This window comes from Pantoea septica, from assembly GCF_002095575.1.
GTDB lineage: Bacteria > Pseudomonadota > Gammaproteobacteria > Enterobacterales > Enterobacteriaceae > Pantoea > Pantoea septica.
In genome coordinates this window covers 1-25349 of the sequence record NZ_MLJJ01000004.1, presented here as the reverse complement: position 1 = coordinate 25349, position 25349 = coordinate 1, and the positions used below count along the sequence as shown (strand labels likewise).

Below are 25349 nucleotides of genomic sequence, written 5' to 3'. Positions count from 1 at the left end.
TTACAGACGATCGATGGCGTTCAGCTCTTTGAAAGCCTGCTCAAGGCGCACGACCATTGAGGCCTGCGCCGCACGCAGCCAGACGCGCGGATCGTAGTATTTCTTGTTCGGGCTGTCCGGACCCTGCGGGTTGCCGAGCTGCGCCTGCAGATACTCTTCGTTCTTTTTGTAGTACTGCAGAATACCGTCCCAGGTTGCCCACTGGGTGTCGGTATCGATGTTCATTTTGATCACGCCGTAGCTGATCGACTCTTCGATTTCCGCTGCGGAAGAACCGGAACCGCCGTGGAAAACGAAGTCCAGCGCGTTGTGCGGCAGACCATGTTTTTCACAAACGTATTTCTGCGAGTCGCGCAGAATGGTCGGGGTCAGCTTAACGTTGCCCGGCTTGTAAACGCCGTGCACGTTGCCGAAAGAGGCGGCGATAGTGAAGCGCTTGCTGATTTTGCTCAGCTCGGTGTAGGCGTAGTCTACGTCTTCCGGCTGGCTGTAGAGGGCGGAAGCGTCAACGTGGCTGTTGTCCACGCCGTCCTCTTCACCACCGGTCACGCCCAGCTCGATCTCCAGCGTCATGCCCATTTTGTCCATGCGCGCCAGGTATTTGCTGCAAATCTCGATGTTCTCTTCCAGCGACTCTTCAGAAAGGTCGATCATGTGAGAAGAGAACAGCGGTTTGCCGGTTTTCTGGAAGTGCGCTTCGCCTGCGTCCAGCAGACCGTCGATCCACGGCAGCAGTTTTTTCGCGCAGTGGTCGGTGTGCAGGATAACCGGCACGCCGTACTGTTCAGCCATCAGGTGCACATGGTGCGCGCCTGAGATCGCGCCGAAAATCGCCGCGCCCTGCGGCTTGTCGGTTTTGAAACCTTTGCCGGCGATAAACGCGGCGCCGCCGTTAGAGAACTGGACGATAACCGGCGCTTTTACTTTCGCAGCGGCTTCCAGTACGGCGTTGATGGAGTCGGTGCCGACGCAGTTTACCGCTGGCAGCGCGAATTTGTTCTCTTTCGCTACCTGGAAGATCTTCTGAACGTCATCACCAGTGACAACGCCGGGTTTAACGAAATCAAAAATTTTAGACATGATTGTGTCCTGTTTCGTGACCGACTATCCCCTGCGGGGACAGCGCTTTAAACGCCCAACGGGGCAAGTCTTCAGGCGACGCGCCAGGCGTCGCCCCCAAAGGATTACTGCTTAGCACGCTCTTCCAGCATGGCGACCGCAGGCAGTTTTTTGCCTTCGACGAATTCCAGGAACGCGCCGCCGCCGGTAGAGATGTAAGAGATCTTGTCTTCGATGCCGAACAGGTCGATAGCCGCCAGGGTATCGCCGCCGCCTGCGACAGAGAAGGCTTCGCTGTCTGCAATGGCGTTCGCCACGATCTCGGTGCCCTTACGGAAGTTCGGGAACTCGAATACGCCGACCGGGCCGTTCCACAAAATGGTTTTCGCCTCTTTCAGCACTTTCGCCATTGCCTGCGCGGTTTCGTCGCCGAAGTCCATAATCTCTTCGTTATCCGCGACTTCGGAAACCTTTTTCACGGTTGCCGGGGCAGTTTCAGAGAATTCCGTGCCGACGCGTGAGTCGGTCGGAACCGGAATGCCGTACTGGTCACGCAGGCCTTTCGCCGCTTCAACGAAGTCCGGCTCGTAGAGCGATTTGCCGACCTTGTTGTCGATAGCGACGAAGGTGTTGGCGATGCCGCCGCCGACGATAACGGTGTCAGCGATTTTCACCAGCGACTGCAGCACGTCGAATTTGGTCGACACTTTTGAGCCGCCGACCACCGCCACCAGCGGACGCTCCGGGTTGCTCATCACTTTGCCCAGCGCTTCCAGCTCGGCCGACAGCAGCGGGCCTGCGCAGGCGATCGGCGCGAATTTGCCGACGCCGTGCGTTGAGGCCTGCGCGCGGTGCGCGGTGCCGAAAGCGTCCATTACGAAGACGTCGCACAGCGCGGCATATTTTTTCGACAGCGCTTCGTCGTCTTTCTTCTCGCCTTTGTTAAAGCGAACGTTTTCCAGCACCACCAGCTCGCCCGCGCCGACTTCAACGCCGTCGAGATAATCTTTCGCCAGGGTAACGTTGGTGCCGTTCAGTTTCTCTTTCAGATAGTTAACAACGGGCAGCAGGGAGAATTCTTCGTTGTATTCACCTTCGGTCGGGCGACCCAGGTGAGAGGTGACCATCACTTTTGCGCCCTGTTTCAACGCCGATTCGATGGTAGGCAGAGAAGCACGGATACGTGCGTCTGACGTCACTTTCCCTTCTTTTACTGGTACGTTGAGATCGGCACGGATCAGAACGCGCTTACCAGCCAGATCCAAATCGGACATCTTAATTACAGACATTGTGAACCCTCTCGTTGATTCTCATAAGTTTTGCCAGGCGCAAACCGCGCCTTACCTGAAACCGCTTGCGGCCATCGCTAACGTCGTGTCGAGCATTCGGTTAGCAAAGCCCCATTCGTTGTCGCACCAGACCAGGGTCTTGATCAGGTGCTGACCGCTGACCCGCGTCTGCGTGCCGTCCACAATGGCACTGTGCGGATCGTGGTTAAAATCTACTGAGACTAACGGTAATTCCGTATAGTCAACTATACCACGAAATGCCCCTTCTGACGCGTTTTGCAGCAGCGCGTTGACCTCGCAGGCCCTTACCGCCTCACGTACGGAGACGCTGAGATCGATGGCCGTAACGTTGATAGTAGGCACGCGCACCGCAATCGCTTCGAAGCGATCGGCGAATTTCGGAAAAATACGGGTAATCCCGGCGGCCAGTTTGGTGTCGACCGGAATAATCGACTGACTGGCAGCGCGCGTGCGGCGCAGGTCGCTGTGATAGGCGTCAATGACCTGCTGGTCGTGCATCGCCGAGTGGATGGTGGTCACGGTGCCCGATTCGATGCCGAAGGCGTCGTCCAGCAGCTTGATCACCGGGATAATGCAGTTGGTGGTGCAGGAAGCGTTGGAGACGATGCGATCGGTTTGTTTAAGAGCCTGTTCGTTCACGCCGAACACCACGGTGGCGTCGAGATCGCTGCCGCCTGGATGGGAGAAGAGCACCTTCTTCGCGCCTGCCTGCAGATGCGCCTCGCCGTCCGCCCGGCTGCCGTAAACGCCGGTGCACTCCAGCACCACGTCGACGTTAAGCTCGCGCCACGGCAGCGCGTCGATAGCGGCGTGATGCAGAATGCGGATGGTATCATCGCCCACCCACAGCAAATCGCGCTCCTGACGCACGTCGAAGGCGAAGCGGCCGTGGCTGGTGTCGTACTTCAGCAGGTGCGCCATGCCGGCCGCCTCCGCCAGTTCGTTAATCGCCACCACGGTAATTTCGGCGCGACGCCCGGTCTCATAGAGGGCGCGCAGTACGTTGCGCCCAATGCGGCCAAAGCCATTTATCGCCACCCGAATGGTCATCTTTTCTGCCACTTCCTGCTAATAAACGTGCCGATAGCCTGAGCGTTTCACGCGGGTTTGTACAGGAGATTTTCGCGCGGTCCGCGTCGAAATTGCTGCTAAAAAACGGCTAACTGAAACGGTTCAGCTACAATAAAGCATGGAAGGAATAACAGGAATGACTGCGATCAAATGCGCCGCTGATTATTGGATCTACGTCACATTTTTGCCAATGCGAAGGCGATTACTTGAAGAATAATTCAGCCGGCCATAAAAAAGGGACGCCCACTGGCGTCCCTCGCTCTTCCGACTAAGGGCTTACGATGCCAGCACCGCTTTCGCCTGTGCCACAACGTTGTCGACGGTGAAACCAAACACCTCGAACAGCTTCTCGGCCGGCGCAGATTCACCGAAGGTGGTCATGCCGACCACCGCACCGTGCAGGCCGGTATAGCGCTGCCAGTAGTCGGCGATGCCCGCTTCGATAGCGACGCGCGCGCCGATCGCTTTCGGCAGCACCGCTTCGCGGTAGGCAGCATCCTGCTTGTCGAAGGCGTCGGTAGAGGGCATGGAAACCACGCGCGCTTTGATGCCTTCGCTGCTCAGCCTGTCGTAGGCCGCGACCGCCAGCTCGACTTCAGAACCGGTGGCAATCAGGATCAGCTCCGGCTGACCGTCACAATCTTTCAGGATATAGCCGCCGCGCGCGATGTTCGCCAGCTGCTCAGGGGTGCGATCCTGCTGCGCCAGGTTCTGGCGAGAGAAGATCAGCGCGCTCGGGCCATCTTTGCGCTCGATAGCATATTTCCACGCCACCGCTGACTCAACCTGATCGCACGGACGCCAGGTGCTCATGTTCGGCGTGGTGCGCAGGCTGGCCAGCTGCTCGACCGGCTGGTGCGTCGGGCCATCTTCGCCCAGACCAATGGAGTCGTGGGTGTAGACCATGATCTGACGGATCTTCATCAGCGCCGCCATACGCGCCGCGTTGCGCGCATACTCCACGAACATCAGGAAGGTGGCGGTGTAAGGCAGGAAGCCGCCGTGCAGCGCAATGCCGTTGGCGATAGCGGTCATACCGAACTCGCGCACGCCGTAGTGGATATAGTTGCCCGCCAGGTCAACGTTGATCGGCTTAGAGCCGGACCACATGGTCAGGTTGCTCGGTGCCAGGTCGGCAGAGCCGCCCAGATATTCCGGCAGCAGCTTGCCGAACGCTTCGATAGCGTTCTGCGAGGCTTTACGGCTGGCGATTTTTGCCGGATTCGCCTGCAGCTGTTCGATGAACTTCTGCGACTCTTCCTGCCAGTTGGCCGGCAGCTCGTTGCTGACGCGACGTTTGAACTCGGCGGCCAGCTCCGGAAACGCCTGCGCGTAGGCGGCGAATTTCTCGTTCCACTGCGCCTCTTTCGCCTGACCGGCTTCTTTCGCGTCCCACTCGGCGTAGATCTCCGACGGGATCACGAACGGCGCGTGCGCCCAGCCCAGCTGTTTGCGGGTCAGCGCCACTTCGTCGTCGCCCAGCGGCGCGCCGTGCGAGTCATGGGTGCCGGCTTTGTTCGGCGAGCCGAAGCCGATAACGGTTTTGCACATCAGCAGCGAAGGTTTGTCGCTTACCGCTTTCGCTTCGTCAATCGCCTTCGCGATAGCGTCCGCGTCGTGGCCGTCTACGCCGCGCACCACGTGCCAGCCGTAGGCTTCAAAGCGCTTCGCGGTATCGTCGGTGAACCAGCCGTCGATATGACCGTCGATAGAGATGCCGTTGTCGTCATAGAAGGCGACCAGTTTGCCCAGCTTCAGGGTGCCGGCAAGCGAGCAGACTTCGTGCGAGATACCTTCCATCATGCAGCCGTCGCCCATAAAGACATAGGTGTTGTGATCGACGATATCGTGGCCTGGACGGTTGAACTGCGCCGCCAGCGTGCGCTCGGCGATGGCGAAGCCGACCGCGTTGGCGATGCCCTGGCCCAGCGGGCCGGTAGTGGTTTCCACGCCTGGGGTGTAGCCGTATTCCGGGTGACCTGGAGTTTTTGAATGCAGCTGGCGGAAGTTCTGCAGCTCGCTCATCGGCAAATCGTAGCCGGTGAGGTGCAGCAGGCTGTAAATCAGCATCGAGCCGTGGCCGTTGGAGAGCACGAAGCGGTCACGATCGGCCCACAGCGGGTTGGTCGGGTTATGGTTCAGGTAGCCGCGCCACAGCACCTCGGCAATATCTGCCATACCCATCGGGGCCCCCGGATGTCCCGATTTGGCTTTCTGTACTGCGTCCATACTTAACGCGCGAATGGCGTTGGCAAGCTCTTTACGAGAGGGCATTTTCTACTCCAGGTCGGATTAATGATTCGCCTATTTAACTCATTGTTATTAATGATTTATCGGGCAAAACAAGGAAAAAGTCGCTCATCAATGTACATGAAAATCGGGGCAAAAGTACATGCCGCGCCGTGCTAAATGTCGCCGCTCCGTCTGGCATTTACAGCAATGTCTGCTAGCGAAGTGGCCGACGACAGGCTATAACCCACTCTTTACCGTATCTGACCCTTTTTCAGATACCTGCTTTTCTGACCTTGTTACCCACAGGATGTACGCATGACAATCAAGACAGGCATCATGGCAATCAGCCTCGCGGCGCTTCTGAGCGGCTGCCAGGGCATGGACAATAACGCGCTGCTGCAGTCGGGCGCGCAGGCTTTTCAGGCCTACACCCTCAACGACGCGCAGGTGAAGCAGCTCAGCGATCAATCCTGCGCGCAGATGGATAAAGAGAACCAGCTCGCGCCAGCCGACAGCACCTACCAGCAGCGCCTGAACAAAATCGCCGCCGCGCTGGGCGACAACATCAACGGTACGCCGGCCAACTACCGCGTCTACCTCACCAAAGATGTCAACGCCTGGGCGATGGCCAACGGCTGCATCCGCGTCTACAGCGGCCTGATGGATATGATGGACGACAACGAGGTCGAAGGCGTGCTGGGGCACGAGATGGGCCACGTCGCTCTGGGCCATACGCGCAAGGCGATGCAGGTCGCTTTCGGCACTACGGCGGCACGCACCGCGGCCGCGTCTGTCGGCGGCGTGATCGGCTCGCTGTCGCAGTCGCAGCTGGGCGATCTGGGCGAGAAGCTGGTCAACGCGCAGTTCTCGCAAACGCAGGAGTCGCAGGCGGATGATTACTCCTACGATCTACTGAAGAAACGCGGCATCAATCCGATGGGGCTGGCGACCAGCTTTGAAAAGCTGGCGAAAATGCAGCAGGGCCAACAGAGCAGCCTGTTTGATTCGCATCCCGACTCCGCGGCGCGCGCGCAGCATATTCGCGAACGCATCGCGGCAGACGCCGGAAAATAAGCGAGCGCGCGCCGCCTCAGGGCGGCGCGCAGAGAAACTAGCGCTTAAAAAGCTGATCGACCATCGATCCCAGATCGCGCTGCTTGTCGTGCAGGGATTGATCGTCCATCTGGCCCTGCGGCGTCATGCGGTCAACCAGGTGCGGCAACAGCTCCGCCAGTTTGCCGGAGGCGCCGTTTACATCGGTGCCCAGCTTCTGCGCCAGCGACTGCATCGCCTCTTCGCCAAACGCCGACTGCAGCTGCCCGCCGCTGACTGACTGATTGCTTCCGGTGCCGATCCATGAACTTAAGATTTCGCCCAGGCCGCCCTGCTGGAACTTCTGCAGCAGCACCTGCACCCCGCCCTGCTCCTGCACCCAGTTCCAGACCGCTTGCAGTTCACCTAAGGTATTGCGTCCGTTGCCGTTGCCTAAAGCGCCGACCAATTCATCAAGTAAGCCCATCATGCTCTCCGTTACGGTTAAAACCGGGCGCGCGATTGCACCCGGTTTGAAGGATTATTCGCCTTTGTTCGCTGCCTGCACGTGCAGCATATCAAGCGCCAGCGTCGCGGCGGCCAGCGAGGTGAGATCGGCGTGATCGTAGCCGGGAGCCACTTCCACCAGATCCATGCCGACAATATTCAGGCCCTGCAGGCCGCGCACCAGTTTGGTCGCCTTATCGGTCGTCAGGCCGCCGATTACCGGCGTGCCGGTGCCGGGGGCGTGCGCCGGATCCAGACAGTCGATGTCGAAGGTCAGGTACACCGGCAAATCGCCAACGGTGCGCTTCACTTCCGCCAGGATATCGTCGACGCTGCGATCGTTGACCTGCGCCGCATCCAGCACGTTAAAGCCGAGGCTCTTGTCGAACTCGGTGCGGATGCCGATCTGCACCGAATGTTGCGGATCGATCAGCCCCTCTTGCGGCGCGGTAAAGAACATGGTGCCGTGATCGAACGTCGGGCCGTTGGAGTAAGTATCGGTATGGGCGTCGAAATGCACCAGTGCCAGCTTGCCGAAATGCTTCGCATGGGCGCGCAGCAGCGGCAGCGTAACGTAGTGATCGCCGCCGAAGGTGAGCATGCGCTTGCCGTTCGCCAGCAGTTTTTCCGCGTGCGCCTGTAATTTGTCAGAGAGATCCTGCGAATCGCCGAAGGCGTAAACCAGATCGCCGCAGTCCACCACGTTGAGACGCTGACGCAGATCGAACTGCCACGGCCAGCGGCACCCTTCCCAGGCGAGGTTGGTGGAGATCTGACGGATCGCGCCCGGTCCCAGACGGCTTCCCGGACGGCCAGAGGTCGCGGCGTCGAAAGGCACGCCGGTGATGACCCACTCGGCGTCGCTGTCGTAAGGCTGGAAGTTGACCGGAAAACGCATGAAGCCGAAGGCGTTTGAAACCAGTGAATTGTCGTACTGATTGCCCAGGGTGTTATACATAAATCATCCTCGCTGCCGCATGGCATTAAGTTACAGGTGAAGGCCAGATAAAAAAAATCCCCTCCGCGTCGTTAAGCCCGACGAGGAAGGGATGTTTGCGTTGCCGCAGTTTACGCAATTATTGCGGAGTTCGGCGCGCGCTGCAATGCGCGACGCGCCGGAAACGCGTTTGTTGGGATCGCATTAACGTTCTCGCAGCGCCTCTTTGGCGCGGTTAAACGGCTTGACCAGATAGTCCATCACCGTTTTCTCGCCGGTCTTGATATCGACCGTAGAAACCATGCCGGGGCTGATTGCGAAGCGGCGTCCCGCTTTGTTCTGCACGTAGTCGGTATCGGTGCGGATAAAGACGCGATAGTAGTAGATCTCCGGCTTCACCTCATCCTGAATGGTGTCGGGCGAGATGCTCTCCACCACGCCGTGCAGCCCGCCGTAGATCGCGTAATCATAGGCGGAGATCTTCACCAGCGCCTTCTGGCCCGGATGGATAAAGGCGATATCGCGCGGCGAGAGGCGCGCCTCGATCAGCAGGCGGTCATCCATCGGCACGATATTCATCAGTTCGCCGTTGGGCGGGATCACCCCGCCGACGGTGGTGACCTTGATGTTTTTCACGATGCCGCGCATCGGCGAGCGCAGGGTCAGGCGGCTGACGGTATCTTCGCGCCCCTTCACCGTTTGCGCCAGGCTGTCCGCTTCCGCCGACGCCTTCGCCAGATCCTCGCGCGCCTGCACGTAATACTGCGAGCGCATATCGGTGAGCTTCAGCTCCAGATCGGACTTGTCGCGCTGCAGCCGCAGCACCTCGACGCTGCTGGCAGCGCCGCTTTTCGCCAGCCGCTGAGTAATGCCCAGCTCGCGGTTGGCCAGCCCCAGGGACTGCTGGATCTGCGCCGTCGCGTCTTTTAACTGCGCGCGTCGGGTGGTGTAGAGGCGAGTTTCCGAAGCGATCAGATCGGGGAAGGCCTTCAGCTCGTCGGGAAAACGCAAAGGCTGATCGTTCACCTCGGCGTAGAGCCGCGCGCTGGCCGCCAGCGCGGCCCGGTAGCGCGCCGCGCTTTCGCCGACGCTGGAGACAGATCGCGTCGGATCGAGCTTCGCCACTATCTGTCCCGCCTCGACCCGATCTCCTTCGTGCACGTTAAGCTCGGCGAGGATCCCGCCTTCCAGCGAGCTCAGCACCTGATCGCGCGAACTGGGGATCACTTTGCCGGTGCCGGTCGACACCTCGTCCAGCACGCCGAACCATGCCCAGATCAGGCCCGCCATCAGCAGAAAAAAACTGATGACGATCAGGCGCACCGAGCCGCTGTAGTAGGCTTCCGAGCGCAGATCGCCGTTAAGATCGTCTGAAGTCTCCGCTTCGGGCGCCACCAGCCGCAGTTTTGTCGATAGCTCGCTCATGCCTGATCCTCCGGGCGATTGAGCGCCTGCCGCGCAGGCGGCAGCGCGCTCTCTTTCGGGCTGTCCATCACCAGCTGTCCCTCTTTTAATACCAGCACGCGATCCACCAGCGCGAGAATGGCGGCGCGGTGGGTCGCCACTACCAGCGTGCGGCCGTTGAGCCACTGGCCGAGCCGTTCGATAAACTCTTTTTCGGTATGGTCGTCCAGCGAGGCGGTCGGCTCGTCCAGCAGCACGATATTGGGATCGCGCAGCAGCATGCGCGCCAGCAGCACCGACTGCCGCTGTCCGCCGGACAGCCCGACGCCGCCCTCCATCACCGGATGATCGAGGCCGAGCGGCAGCCGGCGAATAAAGTCCGCGCCGCCGCTCACCGTCAGCGCGGCGAAGATCGCTTCGTCGCTGGCGTGCGCCGCCCCCATCGTCAGGTTTTCGCGCAGCGTGCCGTGGAACAGCCGCGCGTTCTGCGTCATCAGGCCGACATTGCGCCGCACGTCGGCGAGATCGATATGCGGCAGGCTCAGGTTGTCGAGCCGCAGTTCGCCGCCCACCAGATCCATGCCGCCGATCATCGCCTGCAGCAGCGTCGACTTGCCCGATCCGTTGCGGCCCAGCACGGCGACGCGCTCGCCCGGCTTGATGGTCAGGCTTTTGATGCGCAGCGCGATGGTGGCGGAGTCGCTGTAGTAGCGAAACATCGCCTCGCTAAACTGGTAGTGGCCAAACAGCACCGGGCAGTGAATGCGGGTTTCGTCTTTGCTGTTCTCGACCGGCAGCGCCATCAGCGCGTCGAGGCTGGTTTTCGCCGCCTTGACCTGCTGCCAGCGCGCCAGCACGCCGCACAGGGTGCCCATCGGCGCGATCATGCGCGACGAGAGCAGCGACGCCGCGACGATGGCGCCGGTGGTGATGTCGCCGTTGATCACCATCGGCGCGCCGATCACGATCACGCTGGCATAGACCAGCCCCTGCACCGTTACGCCCCAGCTGATCAGCGAGTGCATGACTTTGCGCATCTCCACGCCGGACTGCGCCGTGATGCGGATATAGCTGTTCCACTGCTGCAGAAAGCGATCCTCCGCCTGCATCAGCTTGATATCCTCCAGCCCCTGCACGCTCTCTACCAGCACCGCATTGCGCAGGGTCGACTCTTTCAGCGACTGGTGCGCCAGCCTCGCCAGGGTTTTCTGCTTCAGCACGCCGGGCAGGATCATCAGGATCACCGCCACCGGCGCGATCCACGCCAGCTGCGGCGCGATAATCGCCATGACCAGCATAAACAGCAGGAAAAACGGCATATCGACGATTGAGCTGACGGTGGTCGAGGTCACCATTTCGCGGATCGCCTCCAGCTCGCGCAGCTGAGAGATAAAGGTGCCGGTGGATCGCGGAATCGCGCTGTTGCGCAGCCGCAGCGCATGGCCGAACACCCGATCGGAGACGCGCATATCGGCGCGCTTGCCGAGTATATCGGTCACGTGATCGCGCCCGACGCGCAGAATATAGGTAAAGATCACCGAGATAATCACCCCGCCGTAGAGCACGTAGAGCGTGGGGTAGGACTGCGCCGGGATCACCCGGTCATAGACCTGCATCGAGAAGATAATCCCCACCAGCGCCAGCAGGTTGATAAGGAAGGATCCCAGCATTACGTAGCCGTAAGGGCGCAGATCGCGCAGTACCAGGCGCCGCAGCCAGTCGGGCTTCAGGGTCTCCAGATAGCGGTCGACGCGGCTATCTTTGGCGGCGGTGAGCGGGCGAAAAGCGGCGGCGAAGCGGATGTCGGGCAAGAGCGTTCCGAGCGCCAGCGGCGTCGGCTGCTCGTCGCCGCTGAAGTGCACCCGCACTTCGTCTTCGCCGTCGAAGCTGACGATGACCCCGACCTGGCCGTCCGCCAGCTCCACCGCCAGCGGCAGCCGCCAGTGGTTAATCTCCCACTTATTATCCTGGTAAAGCTGCAGCGACATGCCCGCCTGGCGCGCCAGGTGGCGCAGCGCCTTGTCGCGCGTCTGTTTGCCCTGCCACTCGCTGGCGGCGAGGATCATGCCCGGCGAACAGGGCAGACGATAGTGCGCGGCGATCAGGATAATGGCTGTGGCCCAGCCCTGGAGCGGCACCCCGCCTTCGGCCCCCTCGGCCTTGCCGGCGGGCGAATCTGGAAGCTGCATTTGCGTCATGGCTGGATCTCCACGGACTGGATCCGCTGATTATTCAGGGCGAACGCCGACCGCATATGGCCGGTGCTGTAAAGGCAGTCGAGCTGCAGCGCGCGCAACTGGCTGATGGTTTGCTGCAGCGTAAAGCGCGTCTGGAACACCTCCTGCTCGGCGTTGAGCACGTCGAGCAGCGGACGGGTGCCGAGCTGCAGATATTGATCCTGATAAAGCGCCTGCGTTTTCTCGCCCAGCCGCTGCTGGCGCGCCTGAATCGCCAGGCTGAGCGCCAGGCTTTGCGACTGGCTCTGCGATTCGTTTAGCTGCTGGCGCGCCTTCAGCCGCGCCGAATTGACCGCCGCGTTGGCGGCGGTCAGCGCGTTGGCGGCGGCGTTGCGGCTGGCGGTCATGCCGCCGCCCTGATAGAGCGGCATCTCGACTTTGACCCAGGCGGAATATTGCGTGCGATCCAGCGTCTCGCTGCTGGCGTAGTGATTGTTGAGGTAGTGCGTTACCTGCGGCTCCAGCGAAATGGTAGGCAGCATCTGCGCGTTGGCGTTGTCCAGCTTCGCCTGCGCCTCGTTGGCCTGCGCCCAGGCGGCGAGCACCGCCGGAATGGTGCGGTCGTCGCTTTTCGCGGCATCGCATGAACGCGCCAGGCTGGCGGGAAAGTCGTCGCTGACCTCTTTCACCAGCGGCCAGCCGAGATAGGTCGCCAGCGTGGCGCGCCAGCGGTCGAGGTTGGCCTGATACTGCGTCAGCACGGTGCGCGCCCCTTCGATACGCGCGTCGGTTTGCGTCGCGTCGGAGAGCGAGGCGGCGCCTTCATTGTTGCGCTGACGCGCGAGATCGCCGATTTTCATCAGCGCCGATAGCTGCTCCTGCGCGATCTTCACCAGCTGCTGATAGCCCTGCACCTGCACCAGCGCGGCGGCCGTATCGTGCGCCACGGTGTCGATGCTCACCAGCACGTTGGCCTGCTGCTGGGCGACGCCCGCCTCGGCGGAGCGCACCGAGCTGCTGACCTTGCCGAAGTCGTAGAGCATTTGGGAGACCGACAGCACGAACGAGGGGCTGTAGCCCTTCTCGCTGTAGCTGTTGCTGTAACCGTTATTCATGCCGCCGCTGATCTGCGGATAGTATTTGGCTTTCGCCACGTCCACCTGATCCGCCTGCTCAAGCAGCTTTCCCACCGCTTCGGCGATATCGGGATGCCACTGGATCGCCCGCTGCACCGCCTGATTGATAGTCAGAGAGTCGGGCACGCGCGCCAGCGCCGGTTCGGCGCTTTCGCCGGTCAATGAAGGGAGATCCTGCTGTTGCGCCAGGCCGGTGGCGGTGATCTGGCTGGCCGACTGCATCAGGTCGCTGCCGGCCGCCAGAGAGGAAGTTGTAAAAAAAGCGATGCCAGCACAGAGAACGCTGAGCTTAAAAGAACGGCGATATGTTGCGCTTGATTGCATCCGATCCATCGTTTTCCACTCGTCAGTTAGAGAAAGGGGCGCATCCCTGCGCCCGATAATGCTTCCCTGCCAGACATCACGGCGATCAGACCGTGTGATTCTGGTGCGGCTGTTGCAGTAGCTCCTCCAGTGAAACGTTAACCCCTTCCAGCGTGACCAGCTGCGTACTGCTGTAGGCGGTGCCGGTGCCGTCGCGGTCGATCGACAGGACGGTATTGCCATCGGCGGTATGGTCTACCTTCACGAAGTCGTTGACGTTGCTGGTCGCGTCGTTCCAGCCAACGAGCAAGCTGCTGATATCGATCTTGTCGCCGCTGGCGACAGAGAAATCGGTCCAGGTGTCATGCCCGTTGCCGCCGACGGCATCCGCGCTGTTGAGCAGGTGATACACCAGGGTATCGGCGCCCGCTCCGGCAGTGATGGTGTCGTCGTAGGCGCTGCTGGTCAGCGCATCCGCCCCTGCGGTTCCGGTGATAAGCGGATGCAGGTCGATGGTGAAGCTGTTGGTGGTAATGGTGCCGTCGGCTGCCGCCAGGCTATAGCTGAACACCTCTTTATGCGCGATATCCTGCACGTTAACCGCTGAGTTCAGGGTGTAGGTGTAGTGACCGTCGGCAGAGATGCTCAGGGTGCCGTAGTCGCCCGCCACCAGCGTGATGCCTGTGCTGCTGACGGCGGTGGTCAGCCCCGCCTCGTTGGTGATGCTCAGCGCGCCGGTGTGGGCCGCGCTGCTGTCGCCGTAGATGCTGCCGCTCGCCGCGGTGCCGTCATCGACGTGCGCTTCGGCAAACAGGCTGTTTACCGAGAAGAGCGTTGCCGCCGGGCCGTTGTGCAGGTTCACGGTCAGGGTGGCCGAGGTCACCGCGCCGCTGGCGTCGCGCACCGAGTAGGTAAACACATCCGTGGCCGGCACCGTATCGACATCCAGGCCCGCTTTCAGCGCATAGGTGTAGTTACCTCTGGCGTCGATGGTCAGGGTGCCGTAGGTGGTGTTGATCACCGTATTGCCGGTCGCTGAGATGGCGCTGCTGCCTATCGTGGTCACCTGCGTGCCTGCCGGAATCGTGCCGGCCACCGAGCTGGTGTCGTTCGCCAGCAGGTTGCCCGTTACGGTCGCCGCCACCGTGACGGCCAGGGTGGTGATATCTGACGTCGTGGTAATGGTGGTGGCAGGCAGGACGCTTACGCCAGTACTGGTGCCCAGCAGCACCGCGTAGTTGCCGGTGCCAAGGTTGCTATAGGTGACGTTGCCGCCCGTCTGCGTCCCTATCGTCAGGAAGGTAGAGATGTAGTTGGCGTTGCTCGATTTCACCACCCAGGTGCCGTTCGCCTGCTGCTGATAGAGGTAGAGCGTATAGGTCGAGGTCAGCGCCGCCAGGCTGGTGGCCGAGGCGTGCAGCGTCACCGTACGGGTGTCGCCCGCGCCGACGCTGAACTGATAGGCGCCCGCGCTCCTCAATACGTCAAGGGTGACCGCGCCGCCCAGGTTAACGTTTAGCAACGCCACGCCGCTGGTGCTGGTATTGGCGTTGGTGAGGGTGCCGGTCTGGGTGGCGTAATCCACTTCGGTGGTGTCATTGGCCGCCACCACGCGGATGGCGCCCAGCACCGTGGCGGCAGGCGAGACGTTGCCCGCACGGTCGGCCTGAGTGACCGACAGCGAGGCGCCGGTGGTCTGCGCGGTGGTCAGCGTCAGCGAGAAGCTGCCGTTGGCCGCCACGGTGCCGCTGCCGATGGCGTTGCCGCCCGCGTCGCGTACCGTCACCGTCGCGCCCGCTTCGCCGCTGCCGGTTAACGTAGTGCCTGCCGAATTAATCGCCAGTCCGGTCACCGCCGTCGGCGCCACGCTGTCGATGGTGACGTTCGCGGTCGTCGTGCCGCTGACGTTGCCGGCCGGATCCGTCACCGTCACGCTGAGCGGATGGACGCCCTGCGTCAGGGTAGAGGTGGTGAAGCTCCAGGCGCCGCTGTTGCCTGCGATCGCCGTGCCCAACAGCGTCGTACCGTCAAAGATACTCACCGTTGCGCCCGCTTCCGCCGTGCCGCTCAGCACCGGCGTGGTGTCGCGCGTCGCCCCGCCGCTCGGCACCGTGACGGTCGGCGTTACCGAGTCGTTGGTGATCACCAGGGTGCTGGCCGCCGGCGCCGTGGTGTCGATGGTGAGGGTGGCGTTAACGCCTGGACTCACGTTGCCCGCCGCATCGGTCGCGGTGACGGTCAACGTGTGCGGGCCGCTGGCCAGCGTCGGGCTAATCAGGCTCCACTGGCCGTTGCTGCCCACCGTAGTGGTGCCCAACAGCGTGGCGCCTTCATAGACGCTGATCCGCGCGCCGACTTCGCCGCTGCCGCTCAGCAGCGGGGTATTGTCGTTGGTGACGCCGCCGTTCGGGATGGTCACCGGCGTGCTGCCGTTGTTGTTACTCACCGTCAGCGCGCTAACCGCCGCTGGCACCGTGGTATCGACAATGACTGTAGCCGCCGTTGCACCGCTGACGTTGCCTGCCGGATCGGTCACCGTGACGCTCAGCGGATGGGTGCCCTGCGTCAGCGCGCTGGTAGTAAAGCTCCACGCGCCGCTGGCGCCTGCCGTTGCCGTGCCCAGCACGGTGGTGCCGTCAAAGATGGTGACGCGGCTGCCCGCCTCCGCCGTGCCGCTCAGGGTTGGCGTATTGTCATTGGTCGATCCGCCGTTCGCCACCACCGTGCCGGTGACGTCGTTGAGGATCTGCAACGTCGACGCGGCTGGCGGCACGGTGTCCACGGTGACAGATACCGTGGCGGATGCCGTACTGGTATTGCCCAGCGCGTCACGCACCGTCACGCTCAGCGGATGGACGCCGTTGCTCAGCGCGGCGGTAGTGAAGCTCCATGCGCCGTCGGCGCCCGCCGTGACCGAACCGAGCGCGGTGGTGCCGTCATAAACGATAACGGTCGCGCCCGCCTCCGCCGTGCCGCGCAGCGTCGGCGTGTTGTCATCGGTTACCGCGCCATTCGCCAGATCGCCCTGAATGGTGCCGACGTTGTCGCTAATCGCCAGATTGGCGACCGGCGCTGGCGCGGTGGTGTCGATGTTGAGCGTTACCGTAGTCGGCGCGCTGGTATTGCCAACCGCGTCGGTGGCGGTGACGCTGAGGGTGTGCGGGCCGTCCGCCAGGGTCGGCGTAACGAAGCTCCACTGCCCGTTGCTGCCTGCGGTCACGCTGCCGAGCACCGTGGTGCCGTCAGTAATGGTGACGCGGCTGCCCGCCTCCGCCGTGCCGGTGAGCGCTGGCGTGTTGTCGTTGGTGCTGCCGTTATTGGCGATCGGCACCGGCGTGGAGCCGTTGTTGTTGCTTGCCGCCAGCGTCACGGCCGCAGGTGGCGTGGTATCCACCACGATGCTGGCCGTGGTGGAGCCGCTGACGTTGCCTGCCGGATCCGTTACCGTCACGCGCAGCGCATGCGCGCCTTCAGCGAGCACCGCTGAGGTAAAGCTCCAGGCGCCGCCTGTGCCGACGGTCGCGGTGCCCAGCGTGGTGGTGCCGTCATACAGCGTGACCACGCTGCCCGCCTCGGCAGTCCCGCTCAGAACCGGCGTATTGTCGTTAGTGGTGCCGCCGTTCGGTACCGTCACGTTGGCGGCATCGTTGGTGACGACCAGGGTTGACGCCGCTGGCGCAACGGTATCCACCGTCAGGTTGAACGGCGTCGCCGCGCTGGTGTTGCCCGCGGCATTGGTCACCGTCACGTTCAGGGTATGCGCGCCGTTGCTCAGCGCGCCGGTCGTAAAGGTCCAGACGCCGTTTGTGCCTGCCGTCACGGAGCCAAGCAGCGTGGTGCCGTCATAGACGGTCACGATGTTACCCGCGCCGGTGGTGCCGGTGAGGGTTGGCGTAGCGTCGTCAGTGACGGCGCCGTTTGCCAGGCCGCCCTGCACGCCGCCCACGTTATCGCTAACGGTCAGGTCAGCAACCGGCGCCGGCGCGGCGGTGGCGACCGTCAGCGTCAGCAGCACAGCTTCGCTGGTGTTGCCCGCTGCATCGGTGGCGGTCACGCTCAGGGTATGCGGGCCGTCGGCCAGCGTCGGCGTGGTGAAGCTCCACTGACCGTTGCTGCCCGCCGTGACGCTGCCCAGCACCGTGTTGCCGTCGGAGATAAGGATACGGCTGCCCGCTTCCGCCGTTCCTGTCAGCAGCGGCGTGCTGTCGTTGGTAGTGCCGTTACTGGCGATCGGCGTCGCCGTCGAGCCGTTATTATTGCTGGCGGCCAGCGTTACCGGCGCCGGCGCCGCCGTGTCGACCACCACCGTCGCGGTGCTGGACGGCGCGCTGACGTTGCCCGCCGCGTCGGTAACGCGCGCGCTCAGCGTATGCGTGCCCTGGGAGAGGGCCCGGGAGACGAAGCGCCAGCTGCCGCCAGCGTCCGCCGTGACGGAACCGAGCGCCGTGGCGCCGTCATAGATGGTCACCAGGCTGCCTGCTTCGGCAGTGCCGCTCACCACCGGCGTGTCGTCATTGGTGAAACCGCCGTTCGGCACCGTGGTATCGGTAGCGTCGTTAGTGATGACCAGGCTGGCGGCCGGGGCCGGCGTAATGGTATCGACAGTAAAGGCGACGGCCTCCGAGCGTCCGCTCAGGTTGCCCGCCGCATCCGTTACCGTCACGCTCAGCGCGTGCGGCCCGTTAGTCAGCAGCGGCGAAACGAAGCTCCATGCGCCGCCGGCTCCCGCCGTGGTAGAGCCGATAACGGTGTCGCCGTCATAGACGGTGACCAGCGCGCCCGCTTCGGTGGTGCCGCTCAGCTGCGGCGTGTTGTCGTTGGTAGCGGTGCCGTTGGCGATCTCTACCGGCGTGGCGCCATTGTTGTTGTTCAGCAGCAGCGCGGTAGCCGCGGCTGGCGGCGTGGTATCGATGGTGATGGCGATCGGGCCAGCCGACGCGCCCGGGTTGCCTGTCGCATCTACCGTGGTGATGTTAATGCTGTGCGGCCCTTCCGCCAGCGCTGCTGGCGTAAAGCTCCACACGCCGCCCGCTCCCACGGTAACGCTGCCCAGCGTGGTGGTGCCATCAAGGATGGTCACCACGGTGCCAGCGCTTGCCGTGCCGCTCACCACCGGCGTGGTGTCATCGGTAAACGCGCCGTTCTCCAGGTTAACCAGCGTGCTGCCCGCATCGTCAGCGATCTGAAGCGTACTGGTGGTCGGCGGCAGGCCATTCTCAATGGTGATAGCGAAAGGCGTGCTCGCCTCGCCGACGTTGCCGGCCACATCGGTCTGCGTCACGGTAAAGCTGTGCGGACCGTTGCTCAGCGCGCCGGTGGTAAAGCTCCATGCGCCGCCGGCGCCTGCCGTTACCGAGCCCAGCAGCGTATCGCCGTCATAGATGCTGACGAGGCTGCCCGCCTCCGCCGTGCCGCTCAGCGTCGGCGTGTTGTCGTCGGTGACCGCGCCGTTGGCCAGCGGGCCGCTGGTGGCGCCCGCATCGTCGCTTACCGCCAGATCGGCGATGGCCGCAGGCGGCGTGAGATCGACGTTAATGGTGTAGGGCTGCGCCTCGGTACTGACGTTGCCCGCTGCGTCGGTGACCGATACGGTAAAAGTGTACTGCCCGTCGGTCAGCGTGCCGGTCTCAAAGCGCCAGACGCCGTTCTGGTTCACCGTAGCGGTGCCGAGCAGCGAGTCCCCCTCATAGATATTGACCGTCGCGCCCGCCTCGGCGGTACCGCGCAGCACCGGCGTATCGTCGTTGGTATAGCCGTCGCTGGCGATCAGCACCGGCGTCGCGCCGTTGGTATCGTAGATATCAAAGGTCGCCACCGGCTGCGGCGCGATAGTATCCACCGTCAACGTGGTAGAGATCGTGGCGCTGATATTGCCCGCCGCGTCGGTGACCGTCACGTTCAGCGTATGGAGGGCATCGGAAAGCGCGGTGGTCGGCGTCAGGCTCCAGGCGCCGCTGTTATCCGCTATCACCGAGCCGATCGGCGTCGTGCCGTCATAGACGGTAACAATGCTGCCCGCCTCCGCCGTGCCGCTGATGGCTGGCGTACTGTCGCTGGTAATGCCGCCATCGGCGATGGCAGCGCCAGCGTTGTTGCTCAGCGTCAGCGCAGCCACCGGCTCCGGCTGCGTGACATCCACCTGAATCGTGAAGGTGTCAGATCGCGGACTGACGTTGCCGATCTCGTCGGTAACCGTGGCGCTCAGCACATGGGTGCCGTCCGCCAGCGTCGGCGAGGTAAAGTTCCATTCCCCCTGCTCGTCTGCCGTCGCAGAGCCAATCACCACGTCGCCGTCATAGATGGTCACCAGGCTGTTGGGTTCCGCCGAGCCGTTTAGCAGCGGCGTACTGTCGCTGGTGGCGGCGTTTGGCGTCAGCACCACCGGCTCAGGGCCGTTGTCGCTGCTGACCGTTAACGCAGTCACGTTCGGCGCTACGGTATCAACCCTAAAGTCGATGGCCGCTGAAGGTGCGCTGATGTTGCCCGCCGCGTCGGTGAGGGTCACCGTCAGGCTATGCAAGGCGTCGCTCAGGGTCGGCACGGAGAAGCTCCACAGGCCGTTGGCACCGACCGTAGTGGTGCCGAGCGCGTTAGCGCCGTCATAGACGGTGACGATGCTGCCCGCCTCGCCGCTGCCGCTCAGCAGCGGCGTGCTGTCGCTGGTGGTGTCGCCGTCGGCGATCGCGACCGGCGTCGCGCCGCTATCGCTGTTGAGAGCGATGTCCAGCGCCGCCTCCGGCGCGGTGGCGTCAACCACCACGCTAATAGCGGCCGAGGCGCCGGCGTTGCCCGCCGCATCGGTCGGCGTCACGGTGAAGGTATGGGTGCCGTCGTCCAGCGCGGACGGGGTAAAGCTCCAGCTGCCGTCATCGTTAACCGCCACGCTGCCCAGCAGCGTAGTGCCTTCGTAGACGGCGACCGTGCCGCCCGCCTCCGCCAGGCCGCTCAGCACTGGCGTGCTGTCGTCGGTCAGGCCGCCGTTCGGGATGGCAACCCCCTCGGTGCCGCTGTCGTTGGTCAGCGCCAGGCTGGTTACCGCCGCTGGCGGCTGAGTATCGACGTTAAGCGCAATCGCTTCGCTGGCCGCGCTGGCGTTGCCCGCCGCGTCAGTCACGATGGCGCTCAGGCTGTGCGCGCCGTCGTTAAGCGTCGGCGTAGTGAAGCTCCAGCTGCCGTCGTCCGCCACGGTGGCGCTGCCGAGCACCGCCGTGCCGTCCAGCACGGTGACGATGCTGCCTCCCGTCGCCGTACCGCTCAGCACCGGCGTGTTGTCGTTGGTCAGGCCGCCCGCCTGGATCGCCGCACCGGTAAGGTCGTTGGTCAGCGCCAGTTCCGTCGCCGCCTCCGGCGCGGCGGTATCAACGGTAAAGCTGATAGCAGGGGTATTGCCGCTGCTGTTGCCTGCCGCGTCGGTGACGTTAACGCTCAGGCTGTGCGGCCCGTCGGCCAGCTCTGGAGTGATAAAGATCCAGCTGCCGTCCGATCCGGCGGTAACGGAGCCAAGCGCCGTATCGCCGTCAAACACGGTAACGATACTGCCCGCCTCGGCGGTGCCGGTCAGCTCCGGCGTGGCATCGTTAACGGTGCTGCCTTCTGCGATCGGCACCAGCGTCTGACCGGCGTTGTTGTTGACCACGACATCATCCGGGAGTGTCGGCGCAGTAGTATCTACGCTGAAGTTAAAGGCGTCGGAGGTCGGGCCAACGTTGCCTGCCGCGTCGGTCACCACGGTGGTGAGGCTGTAGCTGCCCTCGGCCAGCGTCGGCAGCGTATAGCTCCAGCTGCCGTCGGCGGCGACCGGCACCGTCGCCAGCAGCGTTGCGCCGTTAGAGATGCTGACCGTGCCGCCTGGCTCTGCGGTGCCGCTCAGCACCGGCGTGCTGTCGTTGGTGGTGCCGCCCGCCGCGATAGCCGTGTCGCTGGCATCGTTGGTGAGCAGCAGGTCAGCCGCCGCCGCAGGCGCGCCGGTGTCGATACTAAAGCCGATCGACTCGGATGGCGCGCTGCTGTTGCCGGTGGCGTCAGTGACGGTTGCGCTCAGGCTGTGCGCCCCTTCGCTCAGGGTCGGCGCGGTAAAGCTCCAGTTGCCGTCGGCATCGACCGTCGCGGTGCCGAGCACCGTGGCGCCATCGAGAACGGTCACCGTGCCGCCTGCCGCCGCCGTGCCGCTCAGCACCGGCGTGGTGTCATTGGTCTGGCTGCCCGCCGCGATGGACGTATTGCTGCCGTCATTAGTCAGCAGCAGATCCGCTGGCGCGGCTGGCGCCGTCAAATCGACGCTGAAGAGATAGGCCGCCGACGCGTCGCCGGTATTGCCCGCCGCATCGGTCACGGTGGCGGTCAGACTGTGATCGCCCGACGCCAGCGTCGGGATGGTAAAGCTCCAGTTGCCGTCCGCATCCACCGCCACGGAACCCAGTTCGGTCGCGCCGTCAAAAATGGTGACGACCCCGCCCGGCTCCGCCGTGCCGCTCAGCACCGGCGTCGTGTCATTGGTCGCGCCGTTTGCCGGGATCGTCGCCCCGCTTTGATCGTCAACCAGCGTCAGGCCGAGAGCGGCCGCTGGCGGCAGCGTGTCTACCGTGAAGTTCAACGGCGTGGTCGGCGCGCTGGCGTTGCCTACCGAATCGGTCACGGTAGCGCTCAGGCTGTGCGGGCCGTCGTCAAGCTGCGGCGAAGTGAAGCTCCAGCTGCCGTCATCAGCGGCGGTGACCGAGCCGAGCACCTGGTCGCCGTCAGAAACGACGATCAGGCTGCCCGCTTCGGCAGTACCGCTCAGCACCGGCGCGGCGCTGTTGGTCACACCGTCTGCGGCGATAGCCGTGCCGCTTTCATTCGTGAGCAGCAGGTCGCCCGCCCCGGCTGGCGGCGTAGTATCAACGGTGATGGCAACCGCTTCCGATGCCGGACCGGCGTTGCCCGCCGCGTCGGTCACCACGGCCGTCAGGCTGTGATCCCCTTCGCTCAGGGCGGGTGCGGTAAAGCTCCAGCTGCCGTCACTGCCTACCGTCGCGGAGCCAAGCGCCGTGTCGCCGTCGTAAACGGTGACAAAGCCGCCCGCTTCGGCGGTGCCGCTCAATACCGGCGTCGGATCGTTGGTGACGGTGCCGGCGATCGGTACAGGGGTGCCGCTCTGATCGCTGCTGAGCAGCAGATCGCCTGCCGCGGTCGGCGCGACGGTATCGATGCTCACCAGCACTGGCGTCGTGGCGCTGCTGCTGTTGCCCGCCGCGTCGGTGGCCACCGCGCTCAGGCTGTGGTCGCCCTCGCCCAGCGTCGGCGTAGTGAAGCTCCAGTTGCCGTCATTGCCCACCGTTACGCTGCCCAGCGGCGTGTCACCGTCGGAAATGGTAACGATGCTGCCCGGCTCGGCGCTGCCGCTCATGACCGGCGTGGCGTTGTTAATCAGGCTACCGGACGCGATCGGCGCGCCGTCATTGCTCAGCACCACATCCGCCGGCAAGGATGGCGGTAATGTGTCGACGGTGATGGCGACAGGTTCAGAAGCGGGACTCGCGTTACCGGCCGCATCGGTGACCACAGCGGTGAGGCTGTGATCGCCGTCGGCCAGGGTCGGCGTGGTGAAGCTCCAGCTGCCGTCGGCGCCTGCCGTGGCCGTGCCCAGCACCTGGTCGCCGTCGGAAACCGTCACGATGCTGCCCGGTTCAGCGCTGCCGCTCAGCGTCGGCGTACTGTTGCTGGTCGGCGCATCCGTGCCCACCGGGTCGCCGTTGGCGTCGGTCAGCGCGATGTCTGCCGCTGCGGTCGGCGCAACGGTGTCGATAGTCAGCGTGAGCGGCGTAGATTCAATCAGGTTGCCGGTCGCGTCGGTATAGCTGGCCAGGAAGGTGTAGGTGCCATCCGCCAGCGCCGCAGGCGTGAAGTTCCACTGCCCGTTGGCATCGGCGGTGACGCTGCCCAGCGCGTCGCCGTTGCTGAAGAGGGTCACCAGCGCGCCCGCCGTGGCCAGACCGCTGAGGATCGGCGTGGTGTCTTGCGTGCTGGCGCCGTTGGCCAGCGGCAGCAGCGGACTGCCGCTATCGTCGATCGCCTCCAGCGAGACGGTGGCCGGCGGCAAGCCTGCCTGAATGTTCAGGTTAAAGGCTGGCGTCGCCAGACTGACGTTGCCCGCCGCATCGGTGACGACCACCGTCATGCTGTGGTTGCCGTTGCTCAGCGCGATGGTGGTGACGCTCCAGTTGCCGCTGCCGTCAGCGACGGCGCTGCCCAGCAGCACGTCGCCTTCGTAAACGTTGACCAGCGCACCCGCTTCAGCCTGGCCGCTCAGCGTCGGGGTGTTGTCATCGGTGGTGTCGCCGGAGGCCAGCGTCCCCTGGCTGCCGCCAACGTCGTCAGTCACCACCAGATTGCTGGCGGCGGCTGGCGGCGTGGTATCGACGGTAAAGCTCAGCGGCGCGGAGGCCGGGCCGACATTGCCAGCGATATCGGTAACGGTGGTGGTCAGGCTGTGCGGCCCTTCCGCCAGCGCCGGCGTGGCAAAGCGCCAGTTGCCGTTATTATCGACTGTGGCAGTGCCCAGCAGGTTGCCGTTGTCGGAAACAGAGACGGTGCTGCCCGGCTCGCCCGTGCCGCTCAGTACTGGCGAAGGGTCGCTGATGGTGCTGCCGTCGCCGATCGGCGCGCTGGTGCTGCCGTTGTCGCCGGTGAGCTGCAGGTTATCGGCCGCGCTCGGCGCAACGGTATCGACGGTAATGTTGAGCGGACCGGCGTTGCTGGTCGCGCCGTCAGGCCTGACGATAGTGGCATAAAACGCATGCAGGCCGTTCGAAAGCGAGAAGAGCCGGAAAGACCACTGGCCGCTGCCATCTGCCGTCGTGCTGCCTATTAGCGTCTGGCCGTCATAGAGCGTCACCACGCTGTTCGGATCGGCGAGGCCGCTCAGCACCGGGCTGTCGTTATTGGTCGTGGCGCCGTCGTTCAGCGGCGCGGCGGTAGAGCCGGTTTCATTGATGGCCTCCAGCGGCGTGCTCGCTGGCGGCAGAGTGCCGTCAACGGTGATCGCGAAGGCGTCAGATGCCGGGCCGACGTTGCCTGCTGGATCGGTGAGAGTGGTCGTCAGGCTGTGCGCGCCGCTGCTCAGGGTCGGCGTAGTGAAGCTCCAGCTGCCGTCGGTGTCGACGGTGGTGTAACCCAGCACGACCTGGCCGTCATAAATCGTCACCAGCGCGTTTGGCTCGCCCTGACCGCTGAGCGTCGGGGTGCGATCGTCCGTGGTGTCGCCCGAGGCGAGCTGGCCTGTGGCATCGCCGTAGTTATCGGTGATCACCAGGTTGCTCACCGCCGCAGGCGCGACGGTATCCACGTTAAAGGCCAGCGGCGCGGAGGCCGGGCCGCTGTTGCCCGCTAAATCGGTTACCGTGGCGGTCAGGCTGTGGCCGCCCTCGCCCAGCGCGGGACTGATAAAGCTCCAGCTGCCGTCGGCGTTGACCGTTGCGCTGCCCAGCACCCGATCGCCGTCAGCGACGGTAACCACGCTGCCCGGTTCAGCGCTGCCGCTCAGGGTTGGCGTGGTGCTGCTGGTGGATCCGCCTGCCCCTATTGGCTGTAGCGTGCCGCCGCGGTTATCGCTCAGCACCAGATCGACGATCGTCGCTGGCGGAGTGCTGTCGACGTCAAAGGTTATCGGCGCAGAGGCGCCGCTCGCGTTGCCCGCTGCATCGGTCACGGTGGCGCTCAGGCTGTGCGCGCCCTCGCTCAGCGCTGGCGTGGTAAAGCTCCAGCTGCCGTCTGGACCAACGGCGGCGCTGCCGAGTACGTTGCCGCCGTCGGAAACGGTGACAATGCTGCCCGGCTCCGCCGTGCCGCTCAGCACAGGCGACGTATCATTGGTCGCGCCCGTGGTGACAGGCACCAGCGCGCCGCTGGCGTCGCTGCTCAGCTGCAGCCCGCTTACCGCATCCGGCACGACGCTGTCGATAGTGATAGTCAACACGGGAGAAGGCGTTACGCTGCCGTCCGCGTTAGCGGTGTCGGCACGGAAGGCGTAGCTGCCATCGTCCAGCGCCGCTGGGGTAAAGCTCCACTGGCCCGCCGCGTCGGCGGTGACGCTGCCGATAACCGCGTCGCCGTTATAGAGCGTCACCAGCGCGCCCGCGGTGGTCAGGCCGCTCAGCACCGGCGTGGCGTCGCGCGTGGTGTCGCCGTCGGCCAGCTCTACAAA

The 25349-nt window shown here is 63.9% G+C and carries 11 protein-coding genes; 1 reads left to right on the top strand and 10 read right to left on the bottom strand.

Features of this window, described 5'->3' with window-relative positions:
* The 4 genes from fbaA to tkt all read right to left on the bottom strand — a co-directional run bounded on the left by fbaA (position 1) and on the right by tkt (position 5714).
* Complete coding sequence (fbaA, locus tag HA46_RS02990; RefSeq protein ID WP_033752222.1) at positions 1–1080, bottom strand: class II fructose-bisphosphate aldolase; 1080 nt, start codon at positions 1078–1080, stop codon at positions 1–3.
* A gap of 104 nt (positions 1081–1184) precedes the next feature.
* Positions 1185–2348, bottom strand: a complete 1164-nt coding sequence (gene pgk, locus HA46_RS02985; protein WP_033792116.1) for a phosphoglycerate kinase — start codon at positions 2346–2348, stop codon at positions 1185–1187.
* A gap of 51 nt (positions 2349–2399) precedes the next feature.
* On the bottom strand, positions 2400–3419 hold the full coding sequence (gene epd / locus HA46_RS02980; protein ID WP_033752227.1) for an erythrose-4-phosphate dehydrogenase: 1020 nt from the start codon (positions 3417–3419) through the stop codon (positions 2400–2402).
* 297 nt (positions 3420–3716) lie between these two features.
* A complete protein-coding gene (tkt, locus tag HA46_RS02975) occupies positions 3717–5714 on the bottom strand; it encodes a transketolase (protein WP_033792117.1) in 1998 nt (665 codons plus the stop codon).
* Between the two features lie 273 nt (positions 5715–5987).
* Between tkt and loiP the strand changes: the two genes are divergently transcribed.
* Complete coding sequence (gene loiP, locus HA46_RS02970; RefSeq protein ID WP_033792118.1) at positions 5988–6746, top strand: metalloprotease LoiP; 759 nt, start codon at positions 5988–5990, stop codon at positions 6744–6746.
* 37 nt (positions 6747–6783) lie between these two features.
* On the opposite strand, the gene HA46_RS02965 is transcribed toward loiP, so the two are convergent.
* The 6 genes from HA46_RS02965 to HA46_RS02940 all read right to left on the bottom strand — a co-directional run bounded on the left by HA46_RS02965 (position 6784) and on the right by HA46_RS02940 (position 25340).
* Positions 6784–7191 (bottom strand): YidB family protein, encoded by a 408-nt coding sequence (locus HA46_RS02965; RefSeq protein ID WP_084882127.1) that lies wholly within the window; start codon positions 7189–7191, stop codon positions 6784–6786.
* Between the two features lie 54 nt (positions 7192–7245).
* Positions 7246–8169, bottom strand: a complete 924-nt coding sequence (gene speB, locus HA46_RS02960; RefSeq protein ID WP_033792120.1) for an agmatinase — start codon at positions 8167–8169, stop codon at positions 7246–7248.
* Positions 8170–8352: 183 nt separating this feature from the next.
* Positions 8353–9573 carry an HlyD family type I secretion periplasmic adaptor subunit gene (locus HA46_RS02955; RefSeq protein WP_048785538.1) on the bottom strand — a complete coding sequence of 407 codons (1221 nt, stop codon included), beginning with the start codon at positions 9571–9573 and terminating at the stop codon, positions 8353–8355.
* On the bottom strand, positions 9570–11750 hold the full coding sequence (locus HA46_RS02950) for a type I secretion system permease/ATPase (RefSeq protein ID WP_084882126.1): 2181 nt from the start codon (positions 11748–11750) through the stop codon (positions 9570–9572). The genes HA46_RS02955 and HA46_RS02950 overlap by 4 nt, the downstream gene beginning before the upstream one ends.
* The gene (locus HA46_RS02945; protein WP_244277496.1) at positions 11747–13087 is read right to left on the bottom strand and encodes a TolC family outer membrane protein; all 1341 of its coding nucleotides are present in this window, start codon (positions 13085–13087) and stop codon (positions 11747–11749) included. The genes HA46_RS02950 and HA46_RS02945 overlap by 4 nt, the downstream gene beginning before the upstream one ends.
* 187 nt (positions 13088–13274) lie before the next feature.
* Positions 13275–25340 (bottom strand): Ig-like domain-containing protein, encoded by a 12066-nt coding sequence (locus HA46_RS02940; protein WP_084882200.1) that lies wholly within the window; start codon positions 25338–25340, stop codon positions 13275–13277.
* Between the last annotated feature and the right edge of the window lie 9 nt (positions 25341–25349).